A 25,463-nucleotide genomic window follows, 5' to 3' on the forward strand; every position below is an offset into this window, starting at 1 on the left:
GGGTTTTTTTGGGCTTCATATAGCGCAATCCGAAGCGCAGGGCCCTCGCGGCTTCCTCCACCGAGTTCGACTTGAAATCGCGGCCGTGATCCATGATTAACCTATCGCTGTCAGAGAGAGCGGAATTCGATTTTGAGAGCCTCCGATAATTGTCCGTTCATGGCTTCAAGCTCGGACAGAGCTTGAGGAATAGTCGTCCAAGGCGGCGCTGTGTATCGTCCCTCGCCACGACGGCGCGCCGCTATATCATCGACTATCAGGTGGCGCTCAGGCTCCTCCAAGACGTGAGGACTCTCGAAAAAGATCAGGCGACGTGCAAGCCGTCTTAATCGACTGTCTTGGAAGCGGTCCGCAAGTTCCGCTCTAGCTTGCCACGGCAAGCTGTGGAATTGCCGGGACAACGCGGAATCAGCATCGGAGATGAACTTTCCGCCATAGATCTGTTGCTCGACGTGTTCGGACGGCGGATAGATCGGCTCGATCGACGCGGCCGCGCTGGTCAGAGTCGCCATGAATTCAGGGTCGGCGCGAACCGAAGACGCGCGCCGTACGAGTTCGTCTTCGGTCAAATCCACGAACCGATCGGGTTCGATGTCCCAGAGCGGATAGAGCAGCGGCGACGCGTTGACCTTCAGGCGACGGATCGGACGCGGTTCCTGCGTCAGGCGCTGGGATAGGTCGCCGACATTGAGCTTCCGCAACGCGTCAATGTCGGATGCGAGGTCGAGGCAGTAGTGGGCATTTCCGTCGTTCGGGCTAATTCCGACCCTCGTCAGGAAGTGCATGACCTGCGGGCGGCCGAAATAGTCGAAGTAGGCGAAAGCGTCCTCGTCCCGGACGAAATCGACGACCGCTGCCTTGGCCGAGAAGCGGAGAAACGTCGACCAGAGGTCTGGCGCGCCGGCGCGCACCAGTCGGCATAGACCGAGCATTGCGTCGACGTCGGCGGCGGCGTCATGGAGCGCGCGTGAAGGGACGCCGTTTGCCGCGGCCATCGCACCGAGCCGATGGGTGGGACGACCGTCCGGCTCCAGTCCCGCGTGCATGACCGAGGGATGCAGGGTCGTCGCGGCGCGCATCAGGTTGAGAACGTCGGCGCGAGCATTGCCGTTCATGTTGGTCAAAAAAATCGGATGCAGGCATTGATAGAACGCCTGCCGAAGAAACTCCTCGTCGAAGCGGATAGAATTGTAACCGAGAAAAGTCGCAGGGCACCACGAAGCCAGCACGTTCGCGATCTCGCACACCATCGAATAGTGCGACTGTCTGAAAGGGCTGTTGGCTTCGGCCAGCGTATGCCCGGTGACCAGCAATGCCTGCGGCGACGGAACGACGTGGGGCAAGAGACGCGATTTCGTCTCGAACCGGTGCGTCTCGTTGAGGTCTGAGTCGGTCCTGACGGCGGCGAACTGAAGTATCTGGTCGAAGCGCTTGTTCAACCCCGACGTTTCGAGATCGTACAGGACGAATGCCACGACCGCGATCGCCTTACAATCTTCCGAGCCTGAACTGCAGGGCGGCGAGACTGACGCGGAATCGATTGGCCATGCCGATCAGGTAGTCGTCGTCCTGGATGTCGCGGGATGACTCCGCCAGCACCTGCCGCACGAGCCGTTCCGGCATCAGCAGCTCCGATGCGAACGCATTGGCCTGCTTTTCGAGGGGATCGATGCCCTCCGCCGAAATGGAATCGCGCGGAATGAAATTCCTGCCCTTGTCGATCAACACCGTCGCCTCCAGCTTTGCGCGATGCAGCACCACGTGGGCCAATTCGTGCGCGATGGTGAAGCGCTGGCGGTTCGGATGGTGGTTCGAGTTAACGCCTATCACCGGCTTGCCGTCCCGGATGAACGCCATGCCGGACAATTCGTCGTCGAAAGGTGTGTATTCGATGCGGACGCCCAAGACCTTCGCGAGCCTGTCCACCGGGACGGGCGGAGCCTTCAGACCGAGGCGTTTGACCAGAGCACCCGCTTGCTCTCTCGCTTCTTCCAGTTCGTTCATTGTCAGCCCCCGCCCGTCCGTCTCACGTAGTTCTCAATCTGCGCCCGCTGCGTGGCGTTCACGTCGCTGCCTTCGATCAACAGCGGACCGCTCGCCTGCTCGAACGAAAAGCTGCTCGGAACGAGGTCAATGATCGAGTCGACCTGCAGCGCCTTCGCCAGCCTATAGACCTGATGAAGCATCAGCTTCTGTCGCCCGCTCTCGATGTTGGCCAGCGACGCCCTCGTCAGTCCGATCATGTCGGCCACCTCCGCCTGCTTAAGGCGCAGCTTCTTTCGTCGCGCCGCCAGGCTCGCGCCGATAATCCGGTAGATCTCCAAATCAGCCATGTTGCCCTAGAGAATCGTAGTTCCGATCATCCGTCAACGTTGCAAACATTTCTGTGCTTAATACAAACATTACTAAAAATTAATATTGCATTGGTGTTTTTCTAATCAGACTCGGCTAGGTTGTAGGGAACAAGAACTTTCCCGATTTTGGAGCCGTCATGGCTATCCCGAACCGACCTGAAGCCCTACCGCGCCCGCGGACGATGAGCGGGGGCGAAGCCGCATGATGAAGAGCATCGTGACGCGGTTCCGCGCATATCAACTCGGAGTTCCCGGCTCGTCCTTCTCGTACTTCGCAGACGGACACTTCACGGTGATCGAGGGGCGCCTGACCGAGCTCAGCCAGGTCGCGCTCCAGTACGAGATGCACCGCTGCGGCGTAGAGACCGCCAATACTCTCCACATCACCAGTTGGGACGCGGACCACTGCAATCGGCACGAACTGCAGGAACTCCTCGACCTGGTTCGGCCGCTCCGGATCGAGTGCCCCGGCTATGATCCTTATACCGACCATGGAGAAGGCTGCCTCGAGATCATCGCCGCCTACAGGGACGCGCAGCTGAAGGCGAACCGCACGCCGATGATCCGCCACCTCACGCCCAAGTACATCGCCGCACTTCAGAAGGCCGGGGATCTGGCGTTCGAGGACACGCTCTACAATCCGTTTCGTATTGACGAAGATTGCGCCAACAACAATTCGACGGTGAAGCACTTTCGCAAAGGCAGCTTCAACGTCTTCAGCCTCGGCGACGTCGAATCCCCGAACATCTCGGCGCGCTTGCGGCGCTCGCGGATCCTGAAGTCGGAGACCGACGTGATGATCCTCGCTCATCACGGGGCGGACAACGGCTTCACCACCAAGGGCTTTCTCGCCCGCTTGGAGCCGCGGCTCGCGATCTGCTCGTCGAACTACGCCAACCAATACGATCATCCGCGCGACGAGATCCGGGAACTGCTCCACGAGCAAGGCATCCGGCTCATGACGACCAAGACGGGAGACGTGATCGTCAAGTCGATCGGCGACCACACCGGCGCCTATCGCGCCGTCAACCTCAAGGGCAATTCGAAAGACATCTCCTCGACGATGGACTTCCGCTCGAAGAAGGGCCGGATCCTGTCCTTCAACGAGGACACACTGCGACAGAGATATCAGGGTCGGAGACGTTACGGCCCCTAGGAAAGCGCCCAGAAGCCTCAACGCGGCCTTCCGATGTCCGGAAAACACCGCATAGATCGGGAGAGACCGAAATGACGGCTAAACTTATCTTTCATCCCCTCGGCAACGCCGACTGCACCCGCATCGACATGGCCAACGGCCGCAAGATGCTGGTCGACTACGCCGATATGCGCAATCCCGACGACATGTGGGACGTCCGCGTCGACCTGCCCGAGGCGCTCAAGGCCGACCTGCGCGCGGCGAAGCGCGACTACTACGACGTGGTCTGCTACACCCATCTCGACGACGACCATTGCTGCGGTTCGGGCGACTTCTTCTGGCTCGAACATGCCGCGAAATACCAGGGCGAAGGCCGGATCAAGATCGACGAGTTGTGGGTGCCTGCGGCGGCGATCCTGGAGGACGGTTGCGAAGATAGCGCGCGCATCATCCGTCAGGAGGCGCGGCACCGGTTGCGCGTCGGCAAGGGCATCCGCGTCTTTTCGCGCCCGACCAAGCTCAAGGAATGGCTGGAGAAGCAGGGCCTGACTCTGGAATCGCGTGCGCACCTCATCACCGACGCCGGCCAGTACGTACCCGGCTTGTCGATGTTCGGTCCCGAACAGGTCCAGTTCTTCATCCACAGCCCTTTCGGCTGGCATCAGAACGAGAGCGAGATCGTCGACCGCAACCAGCACAGCGTGGTCTTCCAGGCGACGTTCCGGGAGGGAAGCCGCGAGACCTGCGCGCTTTTCATGTCGGACATCAACTACGACTCGATCAACCAGATCGTGACCACGTCCAAGCGCCACGGTAACCAGGACCGGCTGCTCTGGGACATCTTCAAGATCCCGCACCACTGCTCCTACCTCTCGATCGGGCCGGAGAAGGGCGTCGATGTCACCAAGCCGACCGAGGAGGTCAAATGGCTGTGCGAGACCCAGGGGCGCGAGCGCTCCATCATGATGTCCACCAGCTGGTCGATCCCGACTCGGGGCAGTGACGAGGACCTCGATCCGCAGCCGCCGCACCGCCAAGCCGCGGCCTACTACCGCTCGGTCGCAGACCTCAAGGACGGCCAGTTCAAGTTCACTATGGACCTGCCCTCGAAGAGCAAGCCGAAGCCGACGACCATCGAGATCACCGAGCGCGGCGCCCAGCTGCTGCTCGTTTCCGCCACCGCCGCCGGCGCAGTGAGCGTGGCGGCAACCCCGGTGCGGGCGGGCTAGGCGTGACGATCCACGCCTGGTGGGCCGCCTTCGGGGAGGCGACGACGGTCGACGACGTCGCCCCCGGACTGGCGCGTTCGTTCGCGGAAGCTGTGCTCGCCGGCATTCCGGCCACCACGTTCGTCGAGATCAAGGAGGACAAGGCGACCAGCTATGTTGGCGTCCATGTCGAGATCGACGTGGAGCGTCCCCAAGACCTAGCCCACCCGATCCGCGCCCACGAGCCGATCGGTATTCTCTTCCCGTCGCTGCAGGGCCGTCCTGCGGTACTGGCGCTGCGGAACGACTTTCCCCACACCATGCATCAGAATGGCGTGCCCGAAGGAATGCCGTTCTCGCTTTGCGTGGACGATCGGCCGTGGTCGGAAGCGCGCCTGACCTACACGCCAACGGAATTGTCGCGGCTCGTCCAGCTTTGGCTGGCCAAGGCGGCGCGCGGCGAACTCCATGATCCGGCGCAACCGCCGGACCCACTATTCTATGATGCGGACATGTCCTTGGTGTTGCCGCGCAGCGTCTTCGAGGCGGGGTCCACGATCTCCGAGTTTGCGGGCTTCGTACGTGCCGACAATCAGGGCCTGGTATTCGCCCTTCCGTCCAACGAGGGTCGGTTGGGTGGCGTCGGCCTGACCGTGATGGCTTTCGCACTCCCGCCGCAAATCATGACCTCGATCCGGCGCCTGCCTCGAACTCTGGAAAGTCTAGCCGCGGAACTTGCGCCAACCGGCCTCAAGCTGCTGGACGAGATCAAGGAGAGATTGAAGGCTTGGACGGGGATCGCCGCCGACGGCGCCAGGCGGATGGACGGCCGACTCGCCATCATCGTTGGTCTCCCTGTGACCACCGAAGGAGGACGGGGCGCCGACGATTTCCGAGCCTTTATCACCGCCAATACCGCGGGCGAGATCGGGGTCCTTCTGGGCGTACTGCACGCCAATAACAGCAACGTCGGTAAGGGTTACGTCCGGGCGTTCCCTGAAGCGCCGATCGCGGGAGTTTCGTTGCCTGTTGCACCAGCGCAGGTTCACTTCGCCTTCGATCGGGATCTCGCAGCTACGATCGCTGGTACCGAGACTACGGACCGAAGAAAGGTCGTGCTGATCGGCGCCGGCTCGCTCGGCTCTCAACTCGCCATGGATCTCGCCCGCCAAGGCGCTTTCGAGTGGACCGTCGTCGACGGTGACGCGCTCCTGCCGCACAACATGGCGCGGCACGCGCTGTTGGCGGACGAGATCGGCGCGCCCAAGGCCAACGCTTTGGCTAGGCAGGTGTCGGCGTTGCTGAACGAGCCCCAATCCGCGATCGTGGCCAGCGTGCTCACGCCGAACGCGGATCAGCAGACGGCGCTGGATGCCGCCTATGCAGCTGCCTCCATTATCGTTGACGCATCGGCGTCGGTCGGCGTCGCTCGCCACTTGAGCGATCTGCCCTTTGCCGCGCGACGCGTCTGTGCCTTCTTCAATCCTTCGGGCACCGCCGTCGTTCTGCTCACGGAAGATGCGCGGCGCAATGTCACGCTGCGCGATCTCGAGGCGCAATATCACCGCCTCCTTCTGACCGAGCCGTCTCTGGCCAAGCATCTTGACGTCTCCCAGGGGGGCGTGCGCTACAGCGGGTCGTGCCGTTCCTTGACGAATAAGATACCGGCAACGCGAGCGGCCCTCTTAAGCGCCCTGGCTGCAGGCGGGATCACCGAGGATCTTGCGAGCGATAGTGCCAAATTGACAATCTGGACCCTGGGCGAGCGCGGCTCGGTTAAGGTCGTCCAAAGAGAAGGCGAACCGGTTTACCGGTTTACGGTCGGCAATTGGCAGGTCAGCTATGATCGCGGATTTCTTGTTCAACTTGCTGCATTGCGCGATCTCCGCCTGCCGAACGAGACTGGAGGGGCATTCGTCGGTATCGCTGACTGGAGCCGTTCCTCTCTTCATCTTGCTCATGCGTTCCCCGAACCCGAGGACAGTGTCAGTAGCCGGACCCGGTTCGAGCGCGGCGTCGTCGGCTTAGCGAAGTCTATCGACGACGTAGCGCGTCGGTCGATGCATCAGGTAAGATATCTTGGCGAATGGCATTCGCATCCGCGCTACGCGAGCGCGCGACCTAGCGAAACCGACATCGCGCAACTTGCCTATCTGGGCGCAGAACTTGCCGCAGACGGCTTGCCCGGGCTGATGGCGATTGCGGCCCACTGTGGAGAGTTTTCCCTGCTTAGCTTCGATCCGACGCGTTCAAGATGAACGCCTATTTCGGAGGGCATTTCTTGCCATGAGCTCGACTGATATTCAGACAAGCTTCGAACGCCATCCTGCTCGAGGTGATTTCCTCACCGCGACAAAAGCAGAGGATACGATAGGGCTTTGCCTCTCCGGGGGTGGCTTCCGGGCTATGATTTATCATGTTGGCGCGCTCGTTCGGCTCAATGAGCTAGGTCTGCTTTTCCGGCTTGATCAAGTTAGCAGCGTTTCCGGCGGTTCGATCACTGCTGGCATGCTGGCCCTCGCTTGGCATCGACTCCAGTTTACCGCCGACGGGGTTGCCACAAACTTCAACGAAATAGTCGCAAAGCCATTGCTTGCATTCGCCGGCCATGATTTGGACGTGCGTGCGATCGTGCTTGGGTTGCTTCCCGGTCGTAGTGCCGCGGATGAAGTCGCTCGCGCCTACGATGCGCATCTGTTTAATGGCGCTACACTACAGGACGTCACCGATCGCCCGCGCTTCACGTTCATGGCAACGAACTTGCAAACAGGCAGCGGTTGGAGGTTTGCAAAGGATTATGCAGCTGACCATCGCGTTGGCCAAATCGAAAGGCCAACGCTCAGTTTGTCGCGGGTGGTCGCTGCATCGTCGGCCTTTCCACCATTCCTTTCACCGGTCCGAATTGAATTTCGAGACGGTGATGTGAAGCCGATGTCGGGCACTGACCTTCATCGCGCTCCATTCACGCGGACTGCCGTTCTTACCGATGGCGGAGTTTACGACAATATGGGTCTTGAGCGCATCTGGAGGCGGTGTCGGACAGTGCTTGTTAGCAATGCCGGTCGCAATACGCCTGAGGTTGGTTCACCAACCGGCCGGTGGGTAGGCCAGCTTTTTAGAACGCTTGAGCTTGTCTCTCAACAAGCTGAGAATTCGCGCAAGCGCATCCTGTTTGGTGTGAACAATCTTGGTCAGCGAAAAGTTGCCTATTGGGGCATCGACACTTCGATCGCTGACGATAATGTGTCTGGTGTGCCAGCCATTTCTGCGGAGCAGACGAAACGTGTAGCATCGATGCGCACTCGCTTGAATGCGTTCGAGCTCGAAGAGATCGATCTACTCTTAATGGCGGGCTACGCCGGCGCTGCGGCCTCCTTATCTGCGCGCGGGCTAGCAGTTCAACAACAGGCGACGTTTGATGCGCTGCCTTTGTGGGGCAGTCGGCCTTGATAATGAGGCGATGGGCTTAACGGAAAGGGCTCTGGAAACTCCAGAGCCCTTTTGTTTTTAGACCTTCACGCCGGCAAGAGCCGACCGGAACGCATCAAGTGGGCTTCGCGATGGCAGCTGAAAACCCTTCGGCATCGTAATCGTCGTCTTGTCCCGCTCTCTCTTACACGACAGCGAGAGTAATCCAGCCTCGTACTTTCTACGCTTCGGGTTGTCGTGCTCATTTGCCAACTTGCAAATGGCAGCCAACGCAGCAGGTTGGAAAAAATCCTCTACTTCGCGGAGTGTGTCGAGGATTGCCTCAGTCCGCTTGGCCAAGCCTTCCATCTTGTTTCGGATGGCGCCGATGAGTTTTGCAGCTTTCTCCGGCTCTCCGGCAAGCGTGATCTGCGCTGCCGCGAAGTCCGCCATCAATCGGTTGAACTCTTGGCGCATATCCAATCCTGGAGCACACAATCTTGTCGGCAATGACGCGCCGATAATGCGTCGATCCATGGCGGCAGCAGCGGGCAGCGTATCGAATACCCAGGGCATCTGGATCTCTAGCTGACCACGGACTTTACTGAAATATCGGAATACTTCCGAATTCGAGATCGCATTCAAGTACTCGACGAAAGGGTGGATTGCGACCTTGATCTCGCGAACGCGCCGGAGCGCATCCTGTCTATTGACTGCCGCATCGAAGTCGGCAGTGTATTTCTCGAAGTCTTCGCCATAGATCGTCTTGGCACAAATCCAGCCGACCAAGAAACGAGATTCGCCTTTGCGCATGACGAAGCCAGCAAGGTGCTGATGGTGGCCGTGTACGCAGGAAAACATCTCCCTTTCTGATTTCCTGAGATCATACTTATACTCGACGTATGGCTCCTCGTTCCCGGCCGGAAGTTCATAAACGAGGTTAGGTAGGCTTTCGGGATCATCAGTCATTAGCTCCGTATCGAGGAGCTGGTCGTCGCTCAATGTTTCCCAGTGGCGCCGCGTGGTGCGGGCCTGCGGTCTCAACATTCAATCTCCTATCGTTGGTTGCGGGACGCGACTCGGTACTACGCTGAGATTATACCCGCTTCCGTATATGTTCCGGCAACAAGTTCCCCTATCCCGCGTATTCACAGCCGGCGCGGCGGAAAGCGGCGGCAGAAACCCCGTTCGTCGCACGGGGGCCGGCGCGAGGTACGTCGCAACGAATGGCGCTGCCTTTGCTGGCGATGAAGAAGGACGGTCGGAGACAGTGCTCGCTCAACCCATCTGTCTCATAAACGAGAGCGTCGATATCGAAGCGGCAGAGTCTTCCATTCTGCGCGCGGGCACCACGGCGAGCCGCTGGCTGCACTGCCTTGAAACCGCCACGGACTCAGCCCCCACTAGAGAACTCTAAACCCATCAGACCGACATCAACCCGTGTCGCGATGGCGAAGAATATTGAATAAGGGTCATCAGCGGCCCGCAAATGAAGACCCGGCACGCCGCCGGTTACTAAGATCTTCCCGGTGCTCACGCGGAGCACCGTGCCCAGTGGGTTATGACTGAGCAGGGACGATTCATCACGCAGCTCGCTTGGCGAAAGCCAAGCACGTGGGGATTGTCCTATGAAGACCATCGGCTGGGCCGCAATTATCTACAACATCCACGACGCCTACACCTTCGGCGCAGTCGTCCTGCTCATTGCCGGCGAGATCGCTCTTGCGTGCTTATCCCGAAGGGGAGGTAGCGGATGAAAGGTATTGTCAACGAACCTGCATTTAAGTTGTTTTTAACCATCTATCGCTATGGTGATGGTCCCGAAATCCACTTTCACTAGCAATTTCAGAGGCGTCCATGAGCGAATCAAGCCGAAATGTCCAAAAAGCTGACGTCCATAAATTGGACATCCGTGCCGCGCTCGCTACCGGTCTGCACCGGCTTGTCGTCCGCACTCGGAAAGTCAGGCTGAATTGGTGGAGCGGCAATGTCGCCGTCGAGGAGAGCGTCACCACCGTGGAGCCGACCGATGCGCGGCACTGAACTCCCGGAATGGCGCAAGCGTAACAGCTTCACCCAGGATACGCTGCGAATCGCGCTGGGTGTCAAATCCCGGCAGACCATTATCACCTGGGAGAAGCAGGCCGATCCGCTGCCGCGCTTGGTCGAGCTGGCCCTGTTGGCGCTGGAGAATTTCCCGGAAGAGAGGAACGTGACAGCGCTGGCGACGGTCCATCGGACGCCTATCCCGGCGTCGTTTTAGCCTTCTTATCGGCGGCTCCTTTGGCGTCGGTCGCAATCACGATATAGCTGCCGCAGTGGCGGATGGCATCGGTCACTAGGTCCGTGTCATTCATGCTCTTGATGCCTTCTTTGCGCGCGCCTTCTGGAGTCATAGCCAAATAAGCGTCGCGGACTTTCTGGCTTTTCTCCTTGATTTTATCCACTTGGAGGGAGTGAACGAGTTCGTTCCGTACATGTGAGCATAGAGACAAAAGCTCCCAGATCGGCCGACCGACTTCGGGTGGATCGATCCTATCCCTCAATTCTTCGATCTTCTTTCCGGTGTAGAAGAAATGGCTGGGGTCCTTTCCGTAAGCTTCGAGCAGTTCGATCATGAAGCCTTCAACGATGACCTGTGTCTTTACGACGGACAGCATCATTTGCTCGGTGCGCCTAACGAGCTCCATTGCTCGCTTGTGAGTATCCTCAAAGAGCTTCTCCTGCTCGGTCAGCTCCGGCTTGTCAGCAAATATGAAATTCTTCTCGTTGGCCATCAGCTCCCTCTCGGGTTGCGCAAACCATGACATAATTCGGGAGGTGGTTTTATTTCCGGCATGCGCTCACAAGGGTGCTTTTACATTAACCGGCTGCCGGGGCCTGCTGTCGGACGCCGCTGCGCGAAGACGAGGACAACGATTTTGGCAAAGGATGGCCTAGGTTTCCGTCCAGCCAAACACATCGATGGTCACCTTGGCGATCCGCAGCGCCAATGCGAATGCGAGGAGGAACGGCCAGAATACCATTTGCCCCACGCTGAACATGATCAGCACCCCTTCGTCATGAGGTATGAATTGGTGCCTAGGCACATTCGCGACGATATACTCCTTGAGCGCAGCGAGCTTAATACCGATCTCAGTGCTCATTTTGTCGAACGCTGGATTGTCGCCCTTTTGAGCTAAGTCGATACTCGCATTCGCAAGTCGCCGCATATAGTGCTCGACCAGCTCGGGGGTCGCTCCCGGATGCATTCCTTCCGCGATGGCCTGACTGGTATCACATGGCTTTAAGGAGAGCTTCCTGATGTCGTCCTTGCACGATGCGTTCATGTACGGGGAGAGGGCCCTTACAACATCGGTCATAAGAACATCTTCGCCCTGCCGATAGACGAAATCCCTGCTCCGCGTGATCGCTGTCTCTCGCTGCTCCGAATATCCGACAGCTAACATGAACATGCCGACGGTCGCCGCGCCGAGATACCAGTAATCGATCTTGCGGACCTGCTTTTGAGTCAGGTGTTGCGCGAATGCGTATCGTCCGTGAGTGAGGCATAGCGCGAGTATGAACGTCGTGATGAGCGTCGGAACGAAGTCCAATTTTTCGGTCACGCTTCCGTACACCAGAATGACGGTGCAGATAATGCCGCCGACGAATGAGGCCCATCCAACAATGAGGCGGCCGCCAGTCGGGGCCACGTACGATCTCTCAGTCGTCACCTTCTACACCGTCGAATCGAGTAAGCGTTCGCGCCATGGTACACTCCGAGGGAGCACTGCAATGGGAGTGGTGCTCTTAGCATGGAAATAGACTCCGAATACGACGAAGCCTGTGGCCTGTCGTTTGTTCCGGCTGCTAGCACAAGGCTGGGCTTCCCAGACAGTTGAGGACCAGTTTCCCCCAATGATATGAAAAATGCCAGGCGGTTCTCGCGGGATTGCCGCGTCCGCTCAGGTCTTTGCGCGTGCGGCAAGAGCCGCACCGGGCTCTCGTGTTGGGGTGGACGGCCCCCTTCCGCCACACTGCGTGGCAAGATGAGGTCGTCGCTGACCTCGCACGAAGGAGCCTCCCGTGGAAACGATTGTCCGCATCGGTTTGGATACGTCGAAGAGTGTATTTCAGTTGCATGGCGTTGATGTCACCGAGCAGCCGGTTTTGCGGCGTAAGTTGAGGCGCGGGCAGGTTTTGGAGTTCTTCAGGCGTTTGCCGCCCGCGCTTGTGGCTCTGGAGGCCTGCGGGGCTTCGCACTATTGGGCGCGGGAGTTGCAATCGCTCGGGCATGAAGTGGCGATGATCCCACCGCAATATGTCAAGCCGTATGTGCAGCGCGGGAAATCCGACGCTGCAGACGCGGAGGCGATTTGCGAGGCGGCAAGCCGGCCGAAACTGCGCAAGAACTTTGTGCCTATCAAAAGTCCCGAGCAGCAGGGTACGCAGATGTTGGCGCGCGTGCGCAACCAATTCATCGGCAGGCGAACCCAGCTCGCCAATTCAATCCGTGGCTACGCCGCGGAATTCGGCTTTACCGCGCCCAAGGGGCTTTCACGGCTTCAACAATTGCTGATCGACATTCAGGCCGACGCAACAGTCCCCGACTTGACGAAGGAGCTGGTGGACGCTTTGGCAGCAGAACTGGCGCGCGTCGATGACCAGATCACCAAGCTCGACAAGAAGCTCATGCAACTCCACCGGAGTAACGAGATGAGCCGACGGCTGGCGGCTATCCCGGGCGTCGGTCCGATCGGTGCGACGCTGCTGTCAATCAAGGTCGTGGATGCACACGGGTTCAAGTCGGCAAGAAACTTTGCCGCCTGGCTCGGCCTGACACCAAAGAATCACTCGACGGCCGGAAAGAACAGGCTCGGCGTGATTACACGCGCCGGCGACGGCATGTTGCGAACCGTTTTGGTGGCTGGCGCGACAGCTGTGATCGCAGATATGCGCCGACGGGAAACTCGCTCCTGGCCATGGTTGAAAGACATCATCGCACGCAAGCCGCCGAAGCTGGTGGCCATAGCGCTGGCAAACAAACTAGCGCGGATTGCCTGGAAACTGATGGTCAGCGGCGAGCGGTATCGACCTGCAAGCAACGTCGTGCCGATGCCGACATAGACTGAACGAAATGCAGAGCTTGGCGCCAGACCGGCAGGTTTGACGCTGGGGGCGGAACTTGCAGGACAGGAAGAGGTGGTACGTTCGGCGCAAGCCGGTCAGTGGAATGCTCCGCTCGGTTTACCGGCAGAAAATGCCGCTCTCGTGTTTGGATCTCACTGTCCGCGAAGCCCATCTTGGCCGGTGGTCGCAAGACCCGAAAACAGGCCGGACATATGAGCGCAAGCGATCCGAGCATGCTGCCAGAGCCAATCCTTGCAAGTCGGGGGCCGTCCACATATGAACCGAGCCGCGTAGCGTCTCGGTAGGGTAGGGGCGGGACACCTCGAAGAGGATATCCCTACGCCTCCCCCCAAACCGTGCGGGCACTTTTCAATGCACACGGCTTTCCGTACGCGCATGCTCTCGACCGGAGACGGCTGCACGGCATGACGGGCACAGGACAATGGTCTTGCGCCGCCAACCGGACCGTTTCCAGACCGTCAGCGATCCGCTTCGCAGGTCACCTAGGCGGCGGAGATGATGCATCTCGAATGGTCCTGTCGTATCGCTGCACGCTTCGCATTTGCGGGCGTTAAGTCGATCGATCAGATCATTTGGGCGTTTGACCCACCACGCACCTGCCGTGACGTTGTCGATAGTCGGACTTGTCCAGTAGGCTCGGGTGAGATGCTTCAGTCTCCACAGCTTGATGCTGCGAAGCTTACCACGGACCACGGAGCTAACCTCGTAGTCCGTGCCTTTCCACAGCCGCGCCATGGTTTTTGCTCTCGTCGTCCGATGTCGCATCGCCAGCGTCTTCACAAGACTGCGGAACACGACAAGCTCCAGCAATCCCAAGGCGCTCTTGATGTCGTCGGCAAACGAATGGTAGTTCGCAAACCCACGGAACTCTGAGTTATAGGCGAGGACGGTTGCAACGTCGCTGGTTACCAGGAACTGCTCGCGCGGACTGCCGGTCTTCTTGGCGAGATCGCCATAGCCGTGTTGCTTGCAGAACTTGGTGACTTCCTTGCGCGGCACCCGCAGGCTGACATTGCCGGTGGTCGGCCGACGCATCACACGCCATGTCCGTCCAGCCGGTCCTTTGCGGCTGGATTTTCGTCCAGCCCCGTAGGATGTGTATGTCGAGACGCGATAGCTCAAGAAGGTCACTCCCTTTGAAGCGGCGTGAACCCCACTTTTCTCGGGCGACACGGCGAGCTTCAAGGTCTCCGTCATGAATCGTTCGACGCAGGCCATGATCTCACACGCTTCCCGCTTGCTCCCGATCACGCCGATGAGGAAGTCGTCGGCATAGCGACAGTAGCGGAGCCTTTTGAAGTTGGGGTCCATCGGATCGACGGAAGGCACTTTCCGTCTCTCCTTATTGATGGCTTTGATCTCCGCAAATGCAGCATCGATCTCGGCCCGATCCGCGCCTGCGGCACGGAGCCGTTCAATCTTCCGGCGGAGACTGAGGACGCGCCGTTCCAGCGCCACGTAGCGCGGGAATGGACGTCGCTCACAGCCTTTGTCGAAGTTCGCCTTCATCATCTGCATGTGCTGGTCCAGCTCGTGCAGATAGATGTTGGCGAGCAAGGGCGAGACAACGCCGCCCTGCGGCGTGCCACTGTAAGTGCGTCCGTAGACCCAATCTTCCATGTAGCCTGCTTTGAGCATTCCTTCGATCAGACCGATGAACCTATCGTCATCGATCCGCTTCCTTAGAAGCCCAAGCAGGATGTCATGGTCGATGTTGTCGAAGAACCCACGCACATCCACTTCGACCAGCCACTTGCAGCCCGTCCAACTCTTCTTGATGAGCTTGATTGCGGTATGACAGGATCGCCCCGGGCGGAACCCATGTGATTCATTGAGGAACACAGGTTCATAGATCGCTTCGAGTAGAATCCTGACCGCCTCCTGAACGAGCCGGTCTTCCACCGTGGGGATACCCAGCGGTCGTGTCTTGCCGTTGTCCTTCGGGATATAAACCTGCCGGACCGGCCGGAAGCGATAAGTGCCATCTGCCACGCGCCTGGCGATGTCGGCGAGCTTCTCCAGCGACATGCCGTCGAAGGTCTTGCCATCTACACCGGGCGTCAGGGCTCCCTTGTTGCGGGAGACCTTTTCGTAGGCCCACTCGAAGAGATGCGGACATCTCATCAGGCGGTGAAGGCCATTTACGCGCTTACCCGACCGCGACAAAGTCGGCAGTGATTCAATTCTTCTCTGGATGGTAACGGCCTGCATCAGCAGAACCTTTCCGTCGAAGAATCTCTTCTACGCATACTGCACATGCCGTTATTCGCGGCATCGTCCTTCCCCCGATCGGAGGCGCTTTCGGTCCGGTCGCCCGGCCTTATACGCATGATCGTCCGCCTCGCGGCGGCTGTCCCGGCCATTACGCCGGGCATTTGGGTACTATGACGGCTCCGTCGCCATACAGGTCCTCGAAAGAACCTGTTGTAGGCGATCCCGTAGTTACGTGTGTGGGGAGTCGCGGTGTGTTTAGGTGTCCCATTCGTCTCCTTGACCCACGGATGGTGGTCGTCCCACGCGGACTGGTGGCAATTCGCACTGGCCGGTGCGATCCGCCCCGCGTGGCGTAGCGTGTCAGCCGCGTTCGCTACTGCCAGCCCTTTGGCGACTGGAAACTGGGTTTCAGGCAATACAGCTTTCACCATGCACACCTTACTCTGTGCTCTCCACCGGGCTGCGGCGCCCGATTTCGAGACGTTTCCCGGCATGCTCTGGTCCCGTTCCTCTTTCGAGGTCTCAGTCGTTTCCGACACCGGTAAGCCGGGTAAGTAAGAGCCCAACCAGCAGGCTCCATTCTTTCGAACACTCCCTTCTTCTTCACGCCACAACGGCGCACGTCTTGCGGCTTCGATCCCTCGCGCTAGAGCATTGGTGCTCCTCGCCGGGGGCACTCGGAAAAGGGGCTCGCCTGCGGCGATCGCTATCACTGCCCCGTTCCCGGGTGCCGCTATTGAACCGGTCTCGTCGCTGCACTCGGACCCGCGTGCCCCTTCGGGTCGCTATGCTCACGCTCTCCGGGTGCCATTTCTCTTAAGGCGATGCGCCCCCTGGCGCACGCCCGATCAGGGCCTGCGGCCCTGAGGCAGATTGTGAAGAGGCGAGAGTAAGAGTGCAGGCTGGGTTCTCCCGTGACGGGTTACAAGCTGCGAGAGAGACTCGCGGTGCCCGTCGCGGAGACCCGCGATGTCAAATCCTACTGTTCGAGAGCGCGCCGGCCAGGACCGGGCCAATCTCTATAACGAAATCACCGACAAGATCATTGCCGAGCTTGAGGCCGGACGCGTCCCTTGGGTTCAGCCCTGGGGTACGGCCGCGGCGAAAGCGCCGCTGGCCATGCCGAAAAACGCGTCGACCAACCGGCAATACAGTGGGGTGAACATCCTCATCCTCTGGGGAGCCGTGATCGAACGTGGATTTACCGGGCAAAGTTGGCTCACTTTCCGTCAGGCGCTCTCGGTCGGCGGCCACGTTCGCAAGGGAGAGCGCGGCACTACAGTCGTCTACGCTGATCGTTTCGTGCCGAATGGCGAAAAGCGACGCGCCGCCGAGACCGGCGAAGACGCACAGGCAATTCCATTCCTCAAGCGATTCACCGTTTTCAACGCCGATCAGTGCGAAGATCTGCCCGATGGAATTGCCACCGCTGCGCCGCCACCACCGGCTGGCCTCATAGAACCCACGGTCGACGCCCTGATCAAGGCCAGCGGAATTCCATTTCGGATTGGTGGAGATCGCGCATTCTATGCAACAGCCGAAGACTTCGTTCAGGTCCCGCCGCCGCAGGCTTATTTCGAACCCATCAACTGGCATCGCACCGCGTTGCATGAACTCGGTCATGCGACCGGGCATCCCTCGCGCCTCAATCGCGACCAGAGCGGATCCTACGGTACGAAGAAATATGCCTTCGAAGAACTGGTCGCGGAGTTGAGTTCTGCGTTCAGCTGCGCGTCTCTCGGGATCGTCCCGACCGTGCGCCATGCCGATTATATCGGCTCCTGGCTTGAAGTCCTGCGCGAAGACGTCAGGGCCATCGTGCGTGCCGCCTCGCAGGCGAGCAAGGCCGCGGACCATTTGCTCGGCTTCGCTCCCGGCTCCACTGAACCCGCGTCGCTGGATTCGGTCGTCACCGATCACGAGGCCGCGTGATGCTTGGCCTCTGCCGCGCGAGAGTGAGAGGAGGGGAGGCTGTTCGCGACGGGTTGGAAGCCGAGAGAGAGTCTCACGGCCGCCCGTCGTGGAGAGCCAAAATGACAAAGGCCGTACAAAAGATCACGCTGTCTCCTTCCCGGGACATTCCCTTCAACAAGCTCGTGCTCAGTCAGTCGAACGTTCGCCGCGTCAAGGCCGGTGTCTCGATCGAGCAGCTAGCCGAGAGCATCGTGCAGCGTACGCTTCTGCAGAGTCTAAGTGTCCGGGCCGTCGTTGATTCAGATGGCAACGAGACCGGCATGTTCGAGGTGCCGGCGGGCGGCAGGCGCTATCGCGCTCTCGAACTCCTGGTGAAACAAAAGCGCATGTCAAAGACGCAGGCGGTGCCGTGTGTCGTTCGTGAAGGAGGCATCGCCGCGGACGACTCGGTGGCGGAGAACGATGAGCGGGTCGGTCTGCATCCGCTCGATCAGTTTCGGGCCTTCCAGACACTCCGCGATCTCGGCATGACCGAGGAAGACATCGCCGCCCGGCACTTCGTGAACCCGGCGATCGTGAAGCAGCGGCTGCGGCTGGCGTCAGTCTCGCCGAAGCTGCATGCGGTCTATGCTGAAGACGGCATGACGCTCGAGCAGCTCATGGCGTTCTCGGTCACGGCCGATCACGCCCGCCAGGAGCAAGCCTGGGAGAACGTCAGCCGTTCCGGCTATGACGAGCCTTACCAGATCCGGCGCTTGCTCACCGAGAACACCGTACGCGGGTCCGACCGCCGCGCCCAATTTGTGGGCCTTGATGCCTATCAGAACGCGGGTGGCGGCGTTCTGCGGGATCTGTTCGAGCACGACGACGGCGGCTGGCTTCAGGACGTCGTGCTGCTCGACCGCCTCGTAACCGAAAAGCTCAAGGCCCAGGCTGAGACGATAGCCGCCGAAGGTTGGAAGTGGATATCGGTCGCCGTAGAGTTTCCCTACGATCACACCCACGGCCTAAGAGAAATCGAGGGTAGACCCGTCGATCTCTCGCCTGAGGAGCAGGCCACTATCGATGCGCTGAACGCCGAGCAGGCCAAGCTTGAAACCGACTACCAGGACGCCGCCGAATTGCCCGATGAGGTCGATCAGCGTCTTGGTGAAATCGAGTCGGCACTGGCGGCGTTCGACGACCGGCCGATGCTTTACGAACCGACGGAGATCGCTCGAGCCGGTGTCTTCATCAGCATCGATTCCGAAGGGCGCCTCTCCGTGGACCGGGGTTACGTCCGGCCGGAGGACGAGGTCCCGGCAACTGATCCTGATGTCGGGCGGGACGCCCATGCGTCGTCGACCGAAGGTCATGAAGAGGGTCCTTCCGTCCAGCGCACGGTGATCGCGGTCGCAGGTAGTGCTCCTGATGCTGAAGAAGATGATGAGGACGCGGCCAGGCCTCTGCCGGATCGGCTGATTATCGAGCTGACGGCGCATCGTACGCTGGCATTGCGGGATGCGCTGGCAGAGAATCCTGCAATCGCGTTCCAAGCGGTGCTGCATAACTTCGTGCTGACGGCCTTTTACCGGTTCGCATCTTCCGGGAGCTGTCTTGAGATCGGCCTTCGCACGCCGAACTTTCCAGCTCAAGCTCCGAGGCTGAGGGAAAGCGTCTCTGCAAAGGCAGTCGAGGCGCGGCATGAGGCCTGGAAGGAGCGGTTGCCGAAGAGCGAGAACGATCTCTGGGATGCGCTGACGGCTCTCGATGGTGGTGCACAGGCATCGCTGTTCGCCCACTGTGCATCATTTGCGGCCAACGCCGTCTATGAGCCGGCCAACCGCTACAACCAAGGCCGTGTCTCCGCTCAGGGTGTCCGCACGCGTCTAGACCAGGCTGATGTGCTGGCGCGCGCGGTCGGGCTCGACATGGTGCAGGCTGGCTGGCGACCGACCGTCGACAACTATCTCGGCCGGGTCACCAAGCCGCGTATTCTGGAAGCGGTACGGGAGGCCAAGGGCGAGCCGTCGGCCCAACTGATCGACCATCTGAAGAAGGCCGACATGGCCAAGGAGGCCGAGCGTCTTCTGGATGGCTCGGGCTGGCTGCCGGAGCCGCTGCGCCTCGTCGTTCCCGGTTTGGCGCCAGCGGAGCAGGAGGGCGAAGCGGGCTCGCTGCCCGAATTCCTCGCCGACGAAGAAGATCGGGAGACCACCGGCGAAGAAGATCCGCAACAGCTCGACGCGGCTGAGTGACATCACAGAGCGGGACGGCTCCGGCCGTCCCGCGGTTGCTTGGGGACCAGTGTGCAGCGCTGGTCCCCGTTTTTATGGGCGAGGCTTGAGAGGGAGAGACCGGCCGGGAAGGGTTTGAGCCGTCGAGGTCAGAGGAGAGCGCCCGGCGGTTCGACCCCTTCCTGCTCTCCTGAGACATCCTGCCATGACCGAATCTCTCGCCGGCGGCGCTGCCGCCGCGCCGCTCTCCGTGCGTGCCACTGCAAATCTCACCTCTGCTGCCGTGAGGGCCGCGCGACAGGTCCTGACCGAGCTCGAACGCGGCCGTCGCATCGATGCCGCTGTTCTACGTAGTGCTATGGAGTCTGCCTTCGGCGCCTCGGACACGGCCGGCGTTTGGAATTGGAAGACCGCCTATGACGTCTGCGAGGCGGCAACCGTTCTGTTCCTTCGCAAGTTCGGCCCGGCCATGCGCGCCAAGGCCGGCTCGACCGTCGCCATGCTGCCGATGCTTGCGCGAGTGACGGGTCTTCTCCCGACCCACACGCGACGTTCCGAAGACAGTCAGGCGCTTCAGCAGTTCTCGACGCCGATCCCGCTCGGGCTGGCGGCATGTACCGCAGCCGGAATTACGCCTGCCGATCGCGTTCTGGAGCCATCCGCGGGGACCGGTTTGCTCGCCGTCTTTGCAGAGCTCGCCGGCGGCGCCTTGGTGTTGAACGAGTTGGCCGATGCCCGCGCAGAGCTGCTCGGCCATCTCTTCGCCAACGTTCAGGTCACGCGGTTCGACGGCGTCCAGATCGATGACCACCTCGATGCGAGTGTCGCACCGAGCGTCGTCCTGATGAACCCGCCGTTCTCCGCGGTAGCGAATGTCGATCGACGGATGGCGGATGCGGCTCTCCGCCACGTCGCTTCGGCGCTTGCGCGTCTTTGCGACGGTGGACGCCTCGTCGCTATCGCCGGCGCAAGCTTCGCGCCGAACAATCCGGCATGGCGAGATGCCTTCGTTCGCTTCCAGGAACGCGGACGGGTGGTGTTTTCTGCGGCGATCGACGGCGCCATCTACGCCAAGCATGGCACTCAGACGGACACGAGGCTGCTTGTGATCGACAAGCTGCCCGCTGCCGATCCGACAGCTTTTCCCGCCTCGCCAGGCGCGGCGGCCAACGTCGCAACCTTGTTTGGCTGGGTGAACCAGCATGTGCCTCCAAGGCTGCCCGTCGCCACGCCATCGGAGATCGTTGATATTGGGCGGCCAGCGATGTCGCGATCGACTATCGCCGTTGCACCACGCTCATCGTCCTCTTCGATAAGCGCCACGCCAGAAGCCGTCGAACTTGCGTATGAGACGGTCGAATGGTCGCCGCCGGAAGGCGCCAGGCTCACCGATGCGCTTTACGAGGAGTATGGATTGCAGTCGATCCGTATCCCCGGATCGCGCGCACATCCGACCAAGCTCGTGCAGTCTGCCGCGATGGCGTCCGTTGCGCCACCGAAGCCATCCTATCGTCCGCACCTGCCGGCCAATGTCATGGCCGTCGGAGTTCTGTCGGATGCTCAGCTCGAGAGCGTCATCTATGCCGGGGAGGCGCATTCCGAATTCCTGGCAGGCTCCTGGACGGTCGACACGACCTTTGATGTGGTGGCCGCCGCGCGCGACGACGCCGAAAATGCCGTCCGCTTTCGCCGCGGCTGGTTTTTGGGCGATGGCACCGGGTCGGGCAAGGGGCGGCAGGTCGCCGGGATTTTGCTCGACAACTGGTTCAAGGGCCGTCGTCGTGCGATCTGGGTCAGCAAGTCCGACAAGCTGATCGAGGACGCGCAGCGCGATTGGTCCGCGCTCGGGATGGAGCGGCTGCTTGTTACGCCCTTGTCTCGGTTTCGCCAGGGCACCCCGATCCGGCTCTCGGAAGGCATCCTTTTTACCACCTACGCCACGCTACGGACCGACGAGCGCGGCGAAAAGCTTTCGCGTGTCAGGCAGATCGTCGAATGGTTGGGTTCGGACTTCGACGGAGTGATTGTCTTCGACGAGAGCCACGCCATGCAGAACGCGGTCGGAGGCAAGGGCGAGCGCGGTGAACAGGCTGCATCTCAGCAGGGACGTGCGGGCCTGCGGCTCCAGCACGCGCTGCCGAATGCCCGCGTAGTTTATGTGTCGGCGACGGGCGCCACCACGGTCCACAACCTGGCTTATGCCCAACGCCTCGGCCTTTGGGGCGGCGCTGACTTCCCATTCGCCACCCGTGCCGAGTTCGTCGAAGCGATCGAGGAAGGTGGGGTCGCGGCCATGGAGGTGCTGGCGCGCGACCTCAAGGCGCTCGGTCTCTACGCAGCCCGCTCACTCTCGTACGAGGGCGTCGAGTATGATCTCGTGGACCACCAGCTGACGCCGGAGCAGGTTCGCATCTACGATGCCTATGCCGGTGCGTTCAGCGTCATCCATAATAACCTCGATGCGGCGATGCGAGCCGCCAACATCACCGGCGCAACGGGAACGCTGAACGGGCAAGCCAAGTCCGCGGCACGCTCCGCTTTCGAAAGCGCGAAGCAGCGCTTCTTCGGCCACCTCCTGACTTCGATGAAGACCCCGTCGCTGGTCCGATCGATCGAGCGCGACCTTGATGCTGGCCACGCCGCTGTTATCCAGATCGTGTCGACGGGCGAAGCGCTGATGGAGCGCCGGCTCGCCGAGATCCCGACTGAAGAGTGGGGCGACGTCCAGGTCGACATCACGCCGCGCGAGTATGTTCTCGACTATCTCGCCCACTCCTTTCCGGTCCAGCTCTACGAGCCCTTCACCGACTCGGAGGGCAACCTCTGCTCCCGGCCTGTCTATCGCGACGGCCAGCCGGTCGAGAGCCGGGAAGCCGTCGCACGACGCGACCGCCTCATCGAGAAGCTTGCATCACTACCGCCGGTACCAGGGGCACTGGATCAGGTCATCCAGCGCTTCGGCACCGAACTGGTCGCCGAGGTGACTGGCCGCTCGCGCCGCATCGTTCGCAAGGGCGACCGGCTGGTGGTCGAAAATCGAGCCGGTTCGGCCAACCTCGCCGAGACCTCGGCTTTCATGGACGACGTCAAGCGCATCCTCGTGTTCTCCGACGCCGGGGGCACGGGGAGGAGCTACCATGCCGAACTTTCGACCCGGAATCGCCGTTTGCGGGTCCACTACCTGCTCGAGCCCGGCTGGAAGGCCGACGCCGCGATCCAGGGCCTCGGCCGCACAAACCGCACCAATCAGGCGCAGCCGCCGCTGTTTCGTCCCATCGCGACCGATGTGAAGGCCGAAAAGCGCTTTCTCAGCACCATTGCCCGCCGGCTCGATACGTTGGGCGCCATTACGCGCGGCCAACGTAAGACCGGAGGACAGGGCCTGTTCCGGCCCGAGGACAACCTCGAGAGCCAGTATGGGCGCGATGCGTTGCGTCAGCTCTACACCCTGCTGGCGCGAGGCAAGGTCGAGGGATGCTCGCTCGAAAGGTTCGAGGATGCGACTGGCCTGAAGCTGACGGATACCAATGGGCTCAGGGATGACCTGCCGCCGATCACGACGTTCCTGAACAGGTTATTGGCGCTCACCATCGACCTACAGAACGTGCTGTTCACCGCCTTCGAGCAGCTCTTGACCGCTCGGATCGCGGGCGCGGTCGCGTCGGGTACCTACGACGTCGGGCTGGAAACGCTCCGCGCTGAGAGCTTTGTCGTCACCGACCGGCGAACGATCCATGTCTATCCGGGCACTGGCGCCGAGACCCGCCTGATGACGATCACCCAGCGCCAGCGCAACCATCCGCTGAGTCTGGATGACGCTCTTGCTCGTCACTCCGGTTCTGTCCTGCTGATCAATGAGCGGTCCGGGCGAGCCGCCGTGCAGGTCCCTGCGGCAAGCATCATGCTCGACGACGGCGAGATCGAGCGGCGCGTCCGCCTGATCCGGCCAATGGATCAGCACACGGTCCCCTTGAATATGATGGCGGAGAGCCACTGGGTGGAAGCGGACCGTGAACGCTTCGCCGCGGCCTGGCTGGCGGAGCTTGCCGAGGTGCCCGAGTTCGCGGAAAGCACGATCCACGTCGTGGCGGGCTTGCTGCTACCGATCTGGAAGCGACTGCCGAACGAATCGACCCGCGTCTATCGGCTTCAGACCGATGCAGGCGAACGCATCATCGGCCGCAAGGTTTCGGCCGCGTGGGTCGCGAGCGTCCTTGCAACGGACGCGCCTGCGCTGACGCCGGACGCTGCCTTTGCTGTGTTGATGGAGGGACGGACCGTGCTCGAGCTCGTGGAGGAGCTCCAGCTTCGCCGCGTTCGGGTGATGGGCGCATACCGCATCGAGCTGTCGGGTTTCAACGACACAATGCGCGATCGCCTCCGGGCTTACGGCCTCTTTGGGGAGATCATCTCCTGGAAGCTCCGCATGTTCGTGCCTACGGACGCGAGCGGCGTCGAGATCCTGTCGAGGGTGCTCGACACCTATCCGGTGGTGCGCATTAGTGAGCGGGAGGCCGCCTGATGTCCCGCGATGCTTCCGAACTGGCACGCCGACTCGCGCGCGAAGCCGAGGCGGTGTGCAGACACTATCTCTCCAATGGCAAGCGGGCGGGGCGGTACTGGGTGGTCGGCGACGTCCACAACACCCCGGGCCGCTCGTTGTTCGTGCGGCTGCACGAATCGCCAAAGGGGCCCGCCGGCAAGTGGACCGATGCCGCGACCGGAGAACATGGCGATCTCCTCGACATCATCCGCGAAAGCCTTGCCTTGCGAGACTTCCGCGAAGTCGCCGAGGAGGCGAGGCGCTTTCTGAAGCTGCCTCGTTCTGAGGAGCAATCACTCCCGAGACCCGTTCGTCCAGTCGTGCCGGCCGGATCGCAAGAAGCCGCCCGTCGACTTTTTGCGATGTCCGGTCCGATCGAAGGGACGTTGGTGGAAACGTATTTGCAACGTCGTGGAATAAGCCAAATCCACCATGGTGGTAGCCTGCGCTTCCACCCACGTTGCTACTACCGACCGGACGAGCATTTGCCGACTGAAACCTGGCCGGCGATGATAGGCTCTGTCACCGACCTCGAGGGACGGATCACCGGCGTGCATCGCACCTGGCTAGATCCACACGGCTTTGATCGCGTACGGCTCGGTAAGGCTCCGATTGATACGCCACGACGGGCCATGGGCGACCTGCTCGGCAATGCCGTTCGCTTTGGCGTGGTGGACGACGTGCTCGCTGCCGGCGAGGGTCTGGAGACCATGCTGTCGCTGCGCTACGTGCTGCCGACGTTGCCGATGGCGGCCGCGCTTTCGGCTAATCACCTCGCAGCCATGTTGCTGCCGTCTGGCCTGCGTCGGCTCTATATCGCCCGCGATGACGATGCTGCCGGAGATGCCGTACAGGCGATTCTCACCCAGCGCGCGGAAGAGGTCGGCGTTGAAGCGATCCCGCTGTCGCCTCGGCTGGGAGACTTCAACGAAGATCTGCACATATTCGGCCTTGATGCCCTGCGAGCAGCGTTGCGGCTTCAACTTGTCCCAGAGGACGTCATCCGCTTCCTGCATTCGTCGACGGTGGCCGCGGAATAGCTCGGCGTGTTCGATCGGCGTCACTAGGTCGGTCAAAGCGAGGCCGATGCCGGAAGAGCACGCGACCACGGCCTTCTAGAGGGCGAACGGACGACAGGCGGTCCGGGCCGGCAATGGCTGCGACCGGCTATTTTCCGCCGCGCGCCGGCGATGAGAAGACATATTAGTCACGGGATCGGCGCGCTTTGCATCGCGAAGCAAAATAGCCGGCCTCCGCCATCTTCCGCTGCGCTTCGGCCCTCCGCTCTGCTCCGGGTTCTCGCCCGTTCCGCCTGCCGTCTGAGTGATCGCCACGAAG

At 61.0% G+C, this 25,463-nt stretch carries 20 protein-coding genes; 12 read left to right on the plus strand and 8 right to left on the minus strand.

Annotated features, from left to right (window positions below):
• Window positions 1–110: 110 nt before the first annotated feature.
• Genes BM190_RS26840 through BM190_RS26850 form a run of 3 tightly spaced genes read right to left on the minus strand, consistent with a single transcriptional unit; the run spans window position 111 to window position 2,333 of the window.
• Window positions 111–1,475, minus strand: a complete 1,365-nt coding sequence (locus tag BM190_RS26840; protein WP_092260488.1) for an exonuclease domain-containing protein — start codon at window positions 1,473–1,475, stop codon at window positions 111–113.
• 13 nt (window positions 1,476–1,488) lie between these two features.
• Window positions 1,489–2,004: an ImmA/IrrE family metallo-endopeptidase gene (locus BM190_RS26845; protein ID WP_177237305.1), complete on the minus strand. Its 516-nt coding sequence runs from the start codon at window positions 2,002–2,004 to the stop codon at window positions 1,489–1,491.
• A gap of 2 nt (window positions 2,005–2,006) precedes the next feature.
• Window positions 2,007–2,333 carry a helix-turn-helix transcriptional regulator gene (locus BM190_RS26850; RefSeq protein WP_092260492.1) on the minus strand — a complete coding sequence of 109 codons (327 nt, stop codon included), beginning with the start codon at window positions 2,331–2,333 and terminating at the stop codon, window positions 2,007–2,009.
• A gap of 223 nt (window positions 2,334–2,556) precedes the next feature.
• Between BM190_RS26850 and BM190_RS26855 the strand changes: the two genes are divergently transcribed.
• The 4 genes from BM190_RS26855 (at window position 2,557) to BM190_RS26870 (ending at window position 8,147) form a co-directional block, all read left to right on the plus strand.
• Window positions 2,557–3,510 (plus strand): ComEC/Rec2 family competence protein, encoded by a 954-nt coding sequence (locus BM190_RS26855; protein WP_210189093.1) that lies wholly within the window; start codon window positions 2,557–2,559, stop codon window positions 3,508–3,510.
• A gap of 71 nt (window positions 3,511–3,581) precedes the next feature.
• Window positions 3,582–4,718: an anti-phage 6A-MBL system MBL-fold protein gene (gene mblB / locus BM190_RS26860; protein ID WP_092260494.1), complete on the plus strand. Its 1,137-nt coding sequence runs from the start codon at window positions 3,582–3,584 to the stop codon at window positions 4,716–4,718.
• Window positions 4,719–4,720: 2 nt separating this feature from the next.
• On the plus strand, window positions 4,721–6,955 hold the full coding sequence (gene cap2-3, locus BM190_RS26865) for an anti-phage 6A-MBL system cap2_3 protein (RefSeq protein WP_092260496.1): 2,235 nt from the start codon (window positions 4,721–4,723) through the stop codon (window positions 6,953–6,955).
• A 28-nt stretch (window positions 6,956–6,983) separates the two neighbouring features.
• A complete protein-coding gene (locus BM190_RS26870; RefSeq protein WP_092260498.1) occupies window positions 6,984–8,147 on the plus strand; it encodes a patatin-like phospholipase family protein in 1,164 nt (387 codons plus the stop codon).
• Between the two features lie 57 nt (window positions 8,148–8,204).
• Here the strand turns inward: BM190_RS26870 and BM190_RS26875 are convergent, their stop codons facing one another.
• Complete coding sequence (locus tag BM190_RS26875; RefSeq protein ID WP_092260500.1) at window positions 8,205–9,152, minus strand: hypothetical protein; 948 nt, start codon at window positions 9,150–9,152, stop codon at window positions 8,205–8,207.
• Window positions 9,153–9,733: 581 nt separating this feature from the next.
• On the opposite strand from BM190_RS26875, the gene BM190_RS41635 reads away from it, so the two are divergent.
• The 3 genes from BM190_RS41635 to BM190_RS26885 all read left to right on the plus strand — a co-directional run bounded on the left by BM190_RS41635 (window position 9,734) and on the right by BM190_RS26885 (window position 10,368).
• Entirely contained in the window at window positions 9,734–9,862 is a 129-nt protein-coding gene (locus BM190_RS41635) for a hypothetical protein (RefSeq protein ID WP_283806126.1), read from the plus strand.
• A 100-nt stretch (window positions 9,863–9,962) separates the two neighbouring features.
• Window positions 9,963–10,148, plus strand: a complete 186-nt coding sequence (locus tag BM190_RS26880) for a hypothetical protein (RefSeq protein ID WP_092260502.1) — start codon at window positions 9,963–9,965, stop codon at window positions 10,146–10,148.
• Window positions 10,135–10,368 (plus strand): hypothetical protein, encoded by a 234-nt coding sequence (locus tag BM190_RS26885; protein ID WP_092260504.1) that lies wholly within the window; start codon window positions 10,135–10,137, stop codon window positions 10,366–10,368. Before BM190_RS26880 ends, BM190_RS26885 begins: the two co-directional genes overlap by 14 nt.
• Here BM190_RS26885 and BM190_RS26890 read toward each other — a convergent pair.
• Window positions 10,349–10,882: a hypothetical protein gene (locus tag BM190_RS26890; RefSeq protein WP_143109087.1), complete on the minus strand. Its 534-nt coding sequence runs from the start codon at window positions 10,880–10,882 to the stop codon at window positions 10,349–10,351. The two genes, BM190_RS26885 and BM190_RS26890, sit on opposite strands and share 20 nt — an antisense overlap.
• Before the next feature lie 159 nt (window positions 10,883–11,041).
• Complete coding sequence (locus tag BM190_RS26895; protein WP_143109088.1) at window positions 11,042–11,800, minus strand: hypothetical protein; 759 nt, start codon at window positions 11,798–11,800, stop codon at window positions 11,042–11,044.
• A 373-nt stretch (window positions 11,801–12,173) separates the two neighbouring features.
• Between BM190_RS26895 and BM190_RS26900 the strand changes: the two genes are divergently transcribed.
• A complete protein-coding gene (locus BM190_RS26900; protein WP_092260510.1) occupies window positions 12,174–13,214 on the plus strand; it encodes an IS110 family RNA-guided transposase in 1,041 nt (346 codons plus the stop codon).
• Between the two features lie 372 nt (window positions 13,215–13,586).
• Here the strand turns inward: BM190_RS26900 and BM190_RS26905 are convergent, their stop codons facing one another.
• Entirely contained in the window at window positions 13,587–15,449 is a 1,863-nt protein-coding gene (locus tag BM190_RS26905; RefSeq protein WP_210189094.1) for a reverse transcriptase domain-containing protein, read from the minus strand.
• Window positions 15,450–16,421: 972 nt separating this feature from the next.
• Between BM190_RS26905 and BM190_RS26910 the strand changes: the two genes are divergently transcribed.
• Together BM190_RS26910 and BM190_RS26915 are read left to right on the plus strand one after the other, a co-directional pair.
• Window positions 16,422–17,384, plus strand: coding sequence for an ArdC family protein (locus tag BM190_RS26910; RefSeq protein ID WP_092260511.1), 963 nt, complete (start codon window positions 16,422–16,424; stop codon window positions 17,382–17,384).
• Between the two features lie 101 nt (window positions 17,385–17,485).
• Window positions 17,486–19,603: a ParB/RepB/Spo0J family partition protein gene (locus tag BM190_RS26915; protein WP_092260513.1), complete on the plus strand. Its 2,118-nt coding sequence runs from the start codon at window positions 17,486–17,488 to the stop codon at window positions 19,601–19,603.
• Between the two features lie 325 nt (window positions 19,604–19,928).
• Here the strand turns inward: BM190_RS26915 and BM190_RS41230 are convergent, their stop codons facing one another.
• Window positions 19,929–20,660 (minus strand): hypothetical protein, encoded by a 732-nt coding sequence (locus BM190_RS41230; protein ID WP_244550742.1) that lies wholly within the window; start codon window positions 20,658–20,660, stop codon window positions 19,929–19,931.
• Window positions 20,661–20,687: 27 nt separating this feature from the next.
• On the opposite strand from BM190_RS41230, the gene BM190_RS26920 reads away from it, so the two are divergent.
• The gene (locus tag BM190_RS26920) at window positions 20,688–24,104 is read left to right on the plus strand and encodes a strawberry notch family protein (protein WP_244550743.1); all 3,417 of its coding nucleotides are present in this window, start codon (window positions 20,688–20,690) and stop codon (window positions 24,102–24,104) included.
• Window positions 24,104–25,165: a DUF7146 domain-containing protein gene (locus BM190_RS26925; protein WP_092260518.1), complete on the plus strand. Its 1,062-nt coding sequence runs from the start codon at window positions 24,104–24,106 to the stop codon at window positions 25,163–25,165. The genes BM190_RS26920 and BM190_RS26925 overlap by 1 nt, the downstream gene beginning before the upstream one ends.
• Window positions 25,166–25,463: the final 298 nt, after the last annotated feature.

Origin of the sequence: Bradyrhizobium sp. Rc3b (assembly GCF_900114915.1) — a bacterium.
Classification (GTDB): Bacteria; Pseudomonadota; Alphaproteobacteria; order Rhizobiales; family Xanthobacteraceae; genus Bradyrhizobium.

Excerpts from the sequence above, each read along its gene's own strand:
- BM190_RS41230 (WP_244550742.1), bottom strand. The coding sequence starts at position 20,660 with ATGCTTGGCGTAGATGGCGCCGTCGATCGCCGCAGAAAACACCACCCG.
- BM190_RS26905 (WP_210189094.1), bottom strand. The coding sequence starts at position 15,449 with ATGCAGGCCGTTACCATCCAGAGAAGAATTGAATCACTGCCGACTTTG.
- BM190_RS41635 (WP_283806126.1), top strand. The coding sequence starts at position 9,734 with ATGAAGACCATCGGCTGGGCCGCAATTATCTACAACATCCACGACGCC.
- BM190_RS26850 (WP_092260492.1), bottom strand. The coding sequence starts at position 2,333 with ATGGCTGATTTGGAGATCTACCGGATTATCGGCGCGAGCCTGGCGGCG.
- BM190_RS26910 (WP_092260511.1), top strand. The coding sequence starts at position 16,422 with ATGTCAAATCCTACTGTTCGAGAGCGCGCCGGCCAGGACCGGGCCAAT.
- BM190_RS26845 (WP_177237305.1), bottom strand. The coding sequence starts at position 2,004 with ATGAACGAACTGGAAGAAGCGAGAGAGCAAGCGGGTGCTCTGGTCAAA.
- BM190_RS26890 (WP_143109087.1), bottom strand. The coding sequence starts at position 10,882 with ATGGCCAACGAGAAGAATTTCATATTTGCTGACAAGCCGGAGCTGACC.
- BM190_RS26885 (WP_092260504.1), top strand. The coding sequence starts at position 10,135 with ATGCGCGGCACTGAACTCCCGGAATGGCGCAAGCGTAACAGCTTCACC.
- BM190_RS26880 (WP_092260502.1), top strand. The coding sequence starts at position 9,963 with ATGAGCGAATCAAGCCGAAATGTCCAAAAAGCTGACGTCCATAAATTG.
- BM190_RS26875 (WP_092260500.1), bottom strand. The coding sequence starts at position 9,152 with ATGTTGAGACCGCAGGCCCGCACCACGCGGCGCCACTGGGAAACATTG.
- BM190_RS26925 (WP_092260518.1), top strand. The coding sequence starts at position 24,104 with ATGTCCCGCGATGCTTCCGAACTGGCACGCCGACTCGCGCGCGAAGCC.
- BM190_RS26915 (WP_092260513.1), top strand. The coding sequence starts at position 17,486 with ATGACAAAGGCCGTACAAAAGATCACGCTGTCTCCTTCCCGGGACATT.
- BM190_RS26855 (WP_210189093.1), top strand. The coding sequence starts at position 2,557 with ATGATGAAGAGCATCGTGACGCGGTTCCGCGCATATCAACTCGGAGTT.
- mblB (WP_092260494.1), top strand. The coding sequence starts at position 3,582 with ATGACGGCTAAACTTATCTTTCATCCCCTCGGCAACGCCGACTGCACC.
- BM190_RS26870 (WP_092260498.1), top strand. The coding sequence starts at position 6,984 with ATGAGCTCGACTGATATTCAGACAAGCTTCGAACGCCATCCTGCTCGA.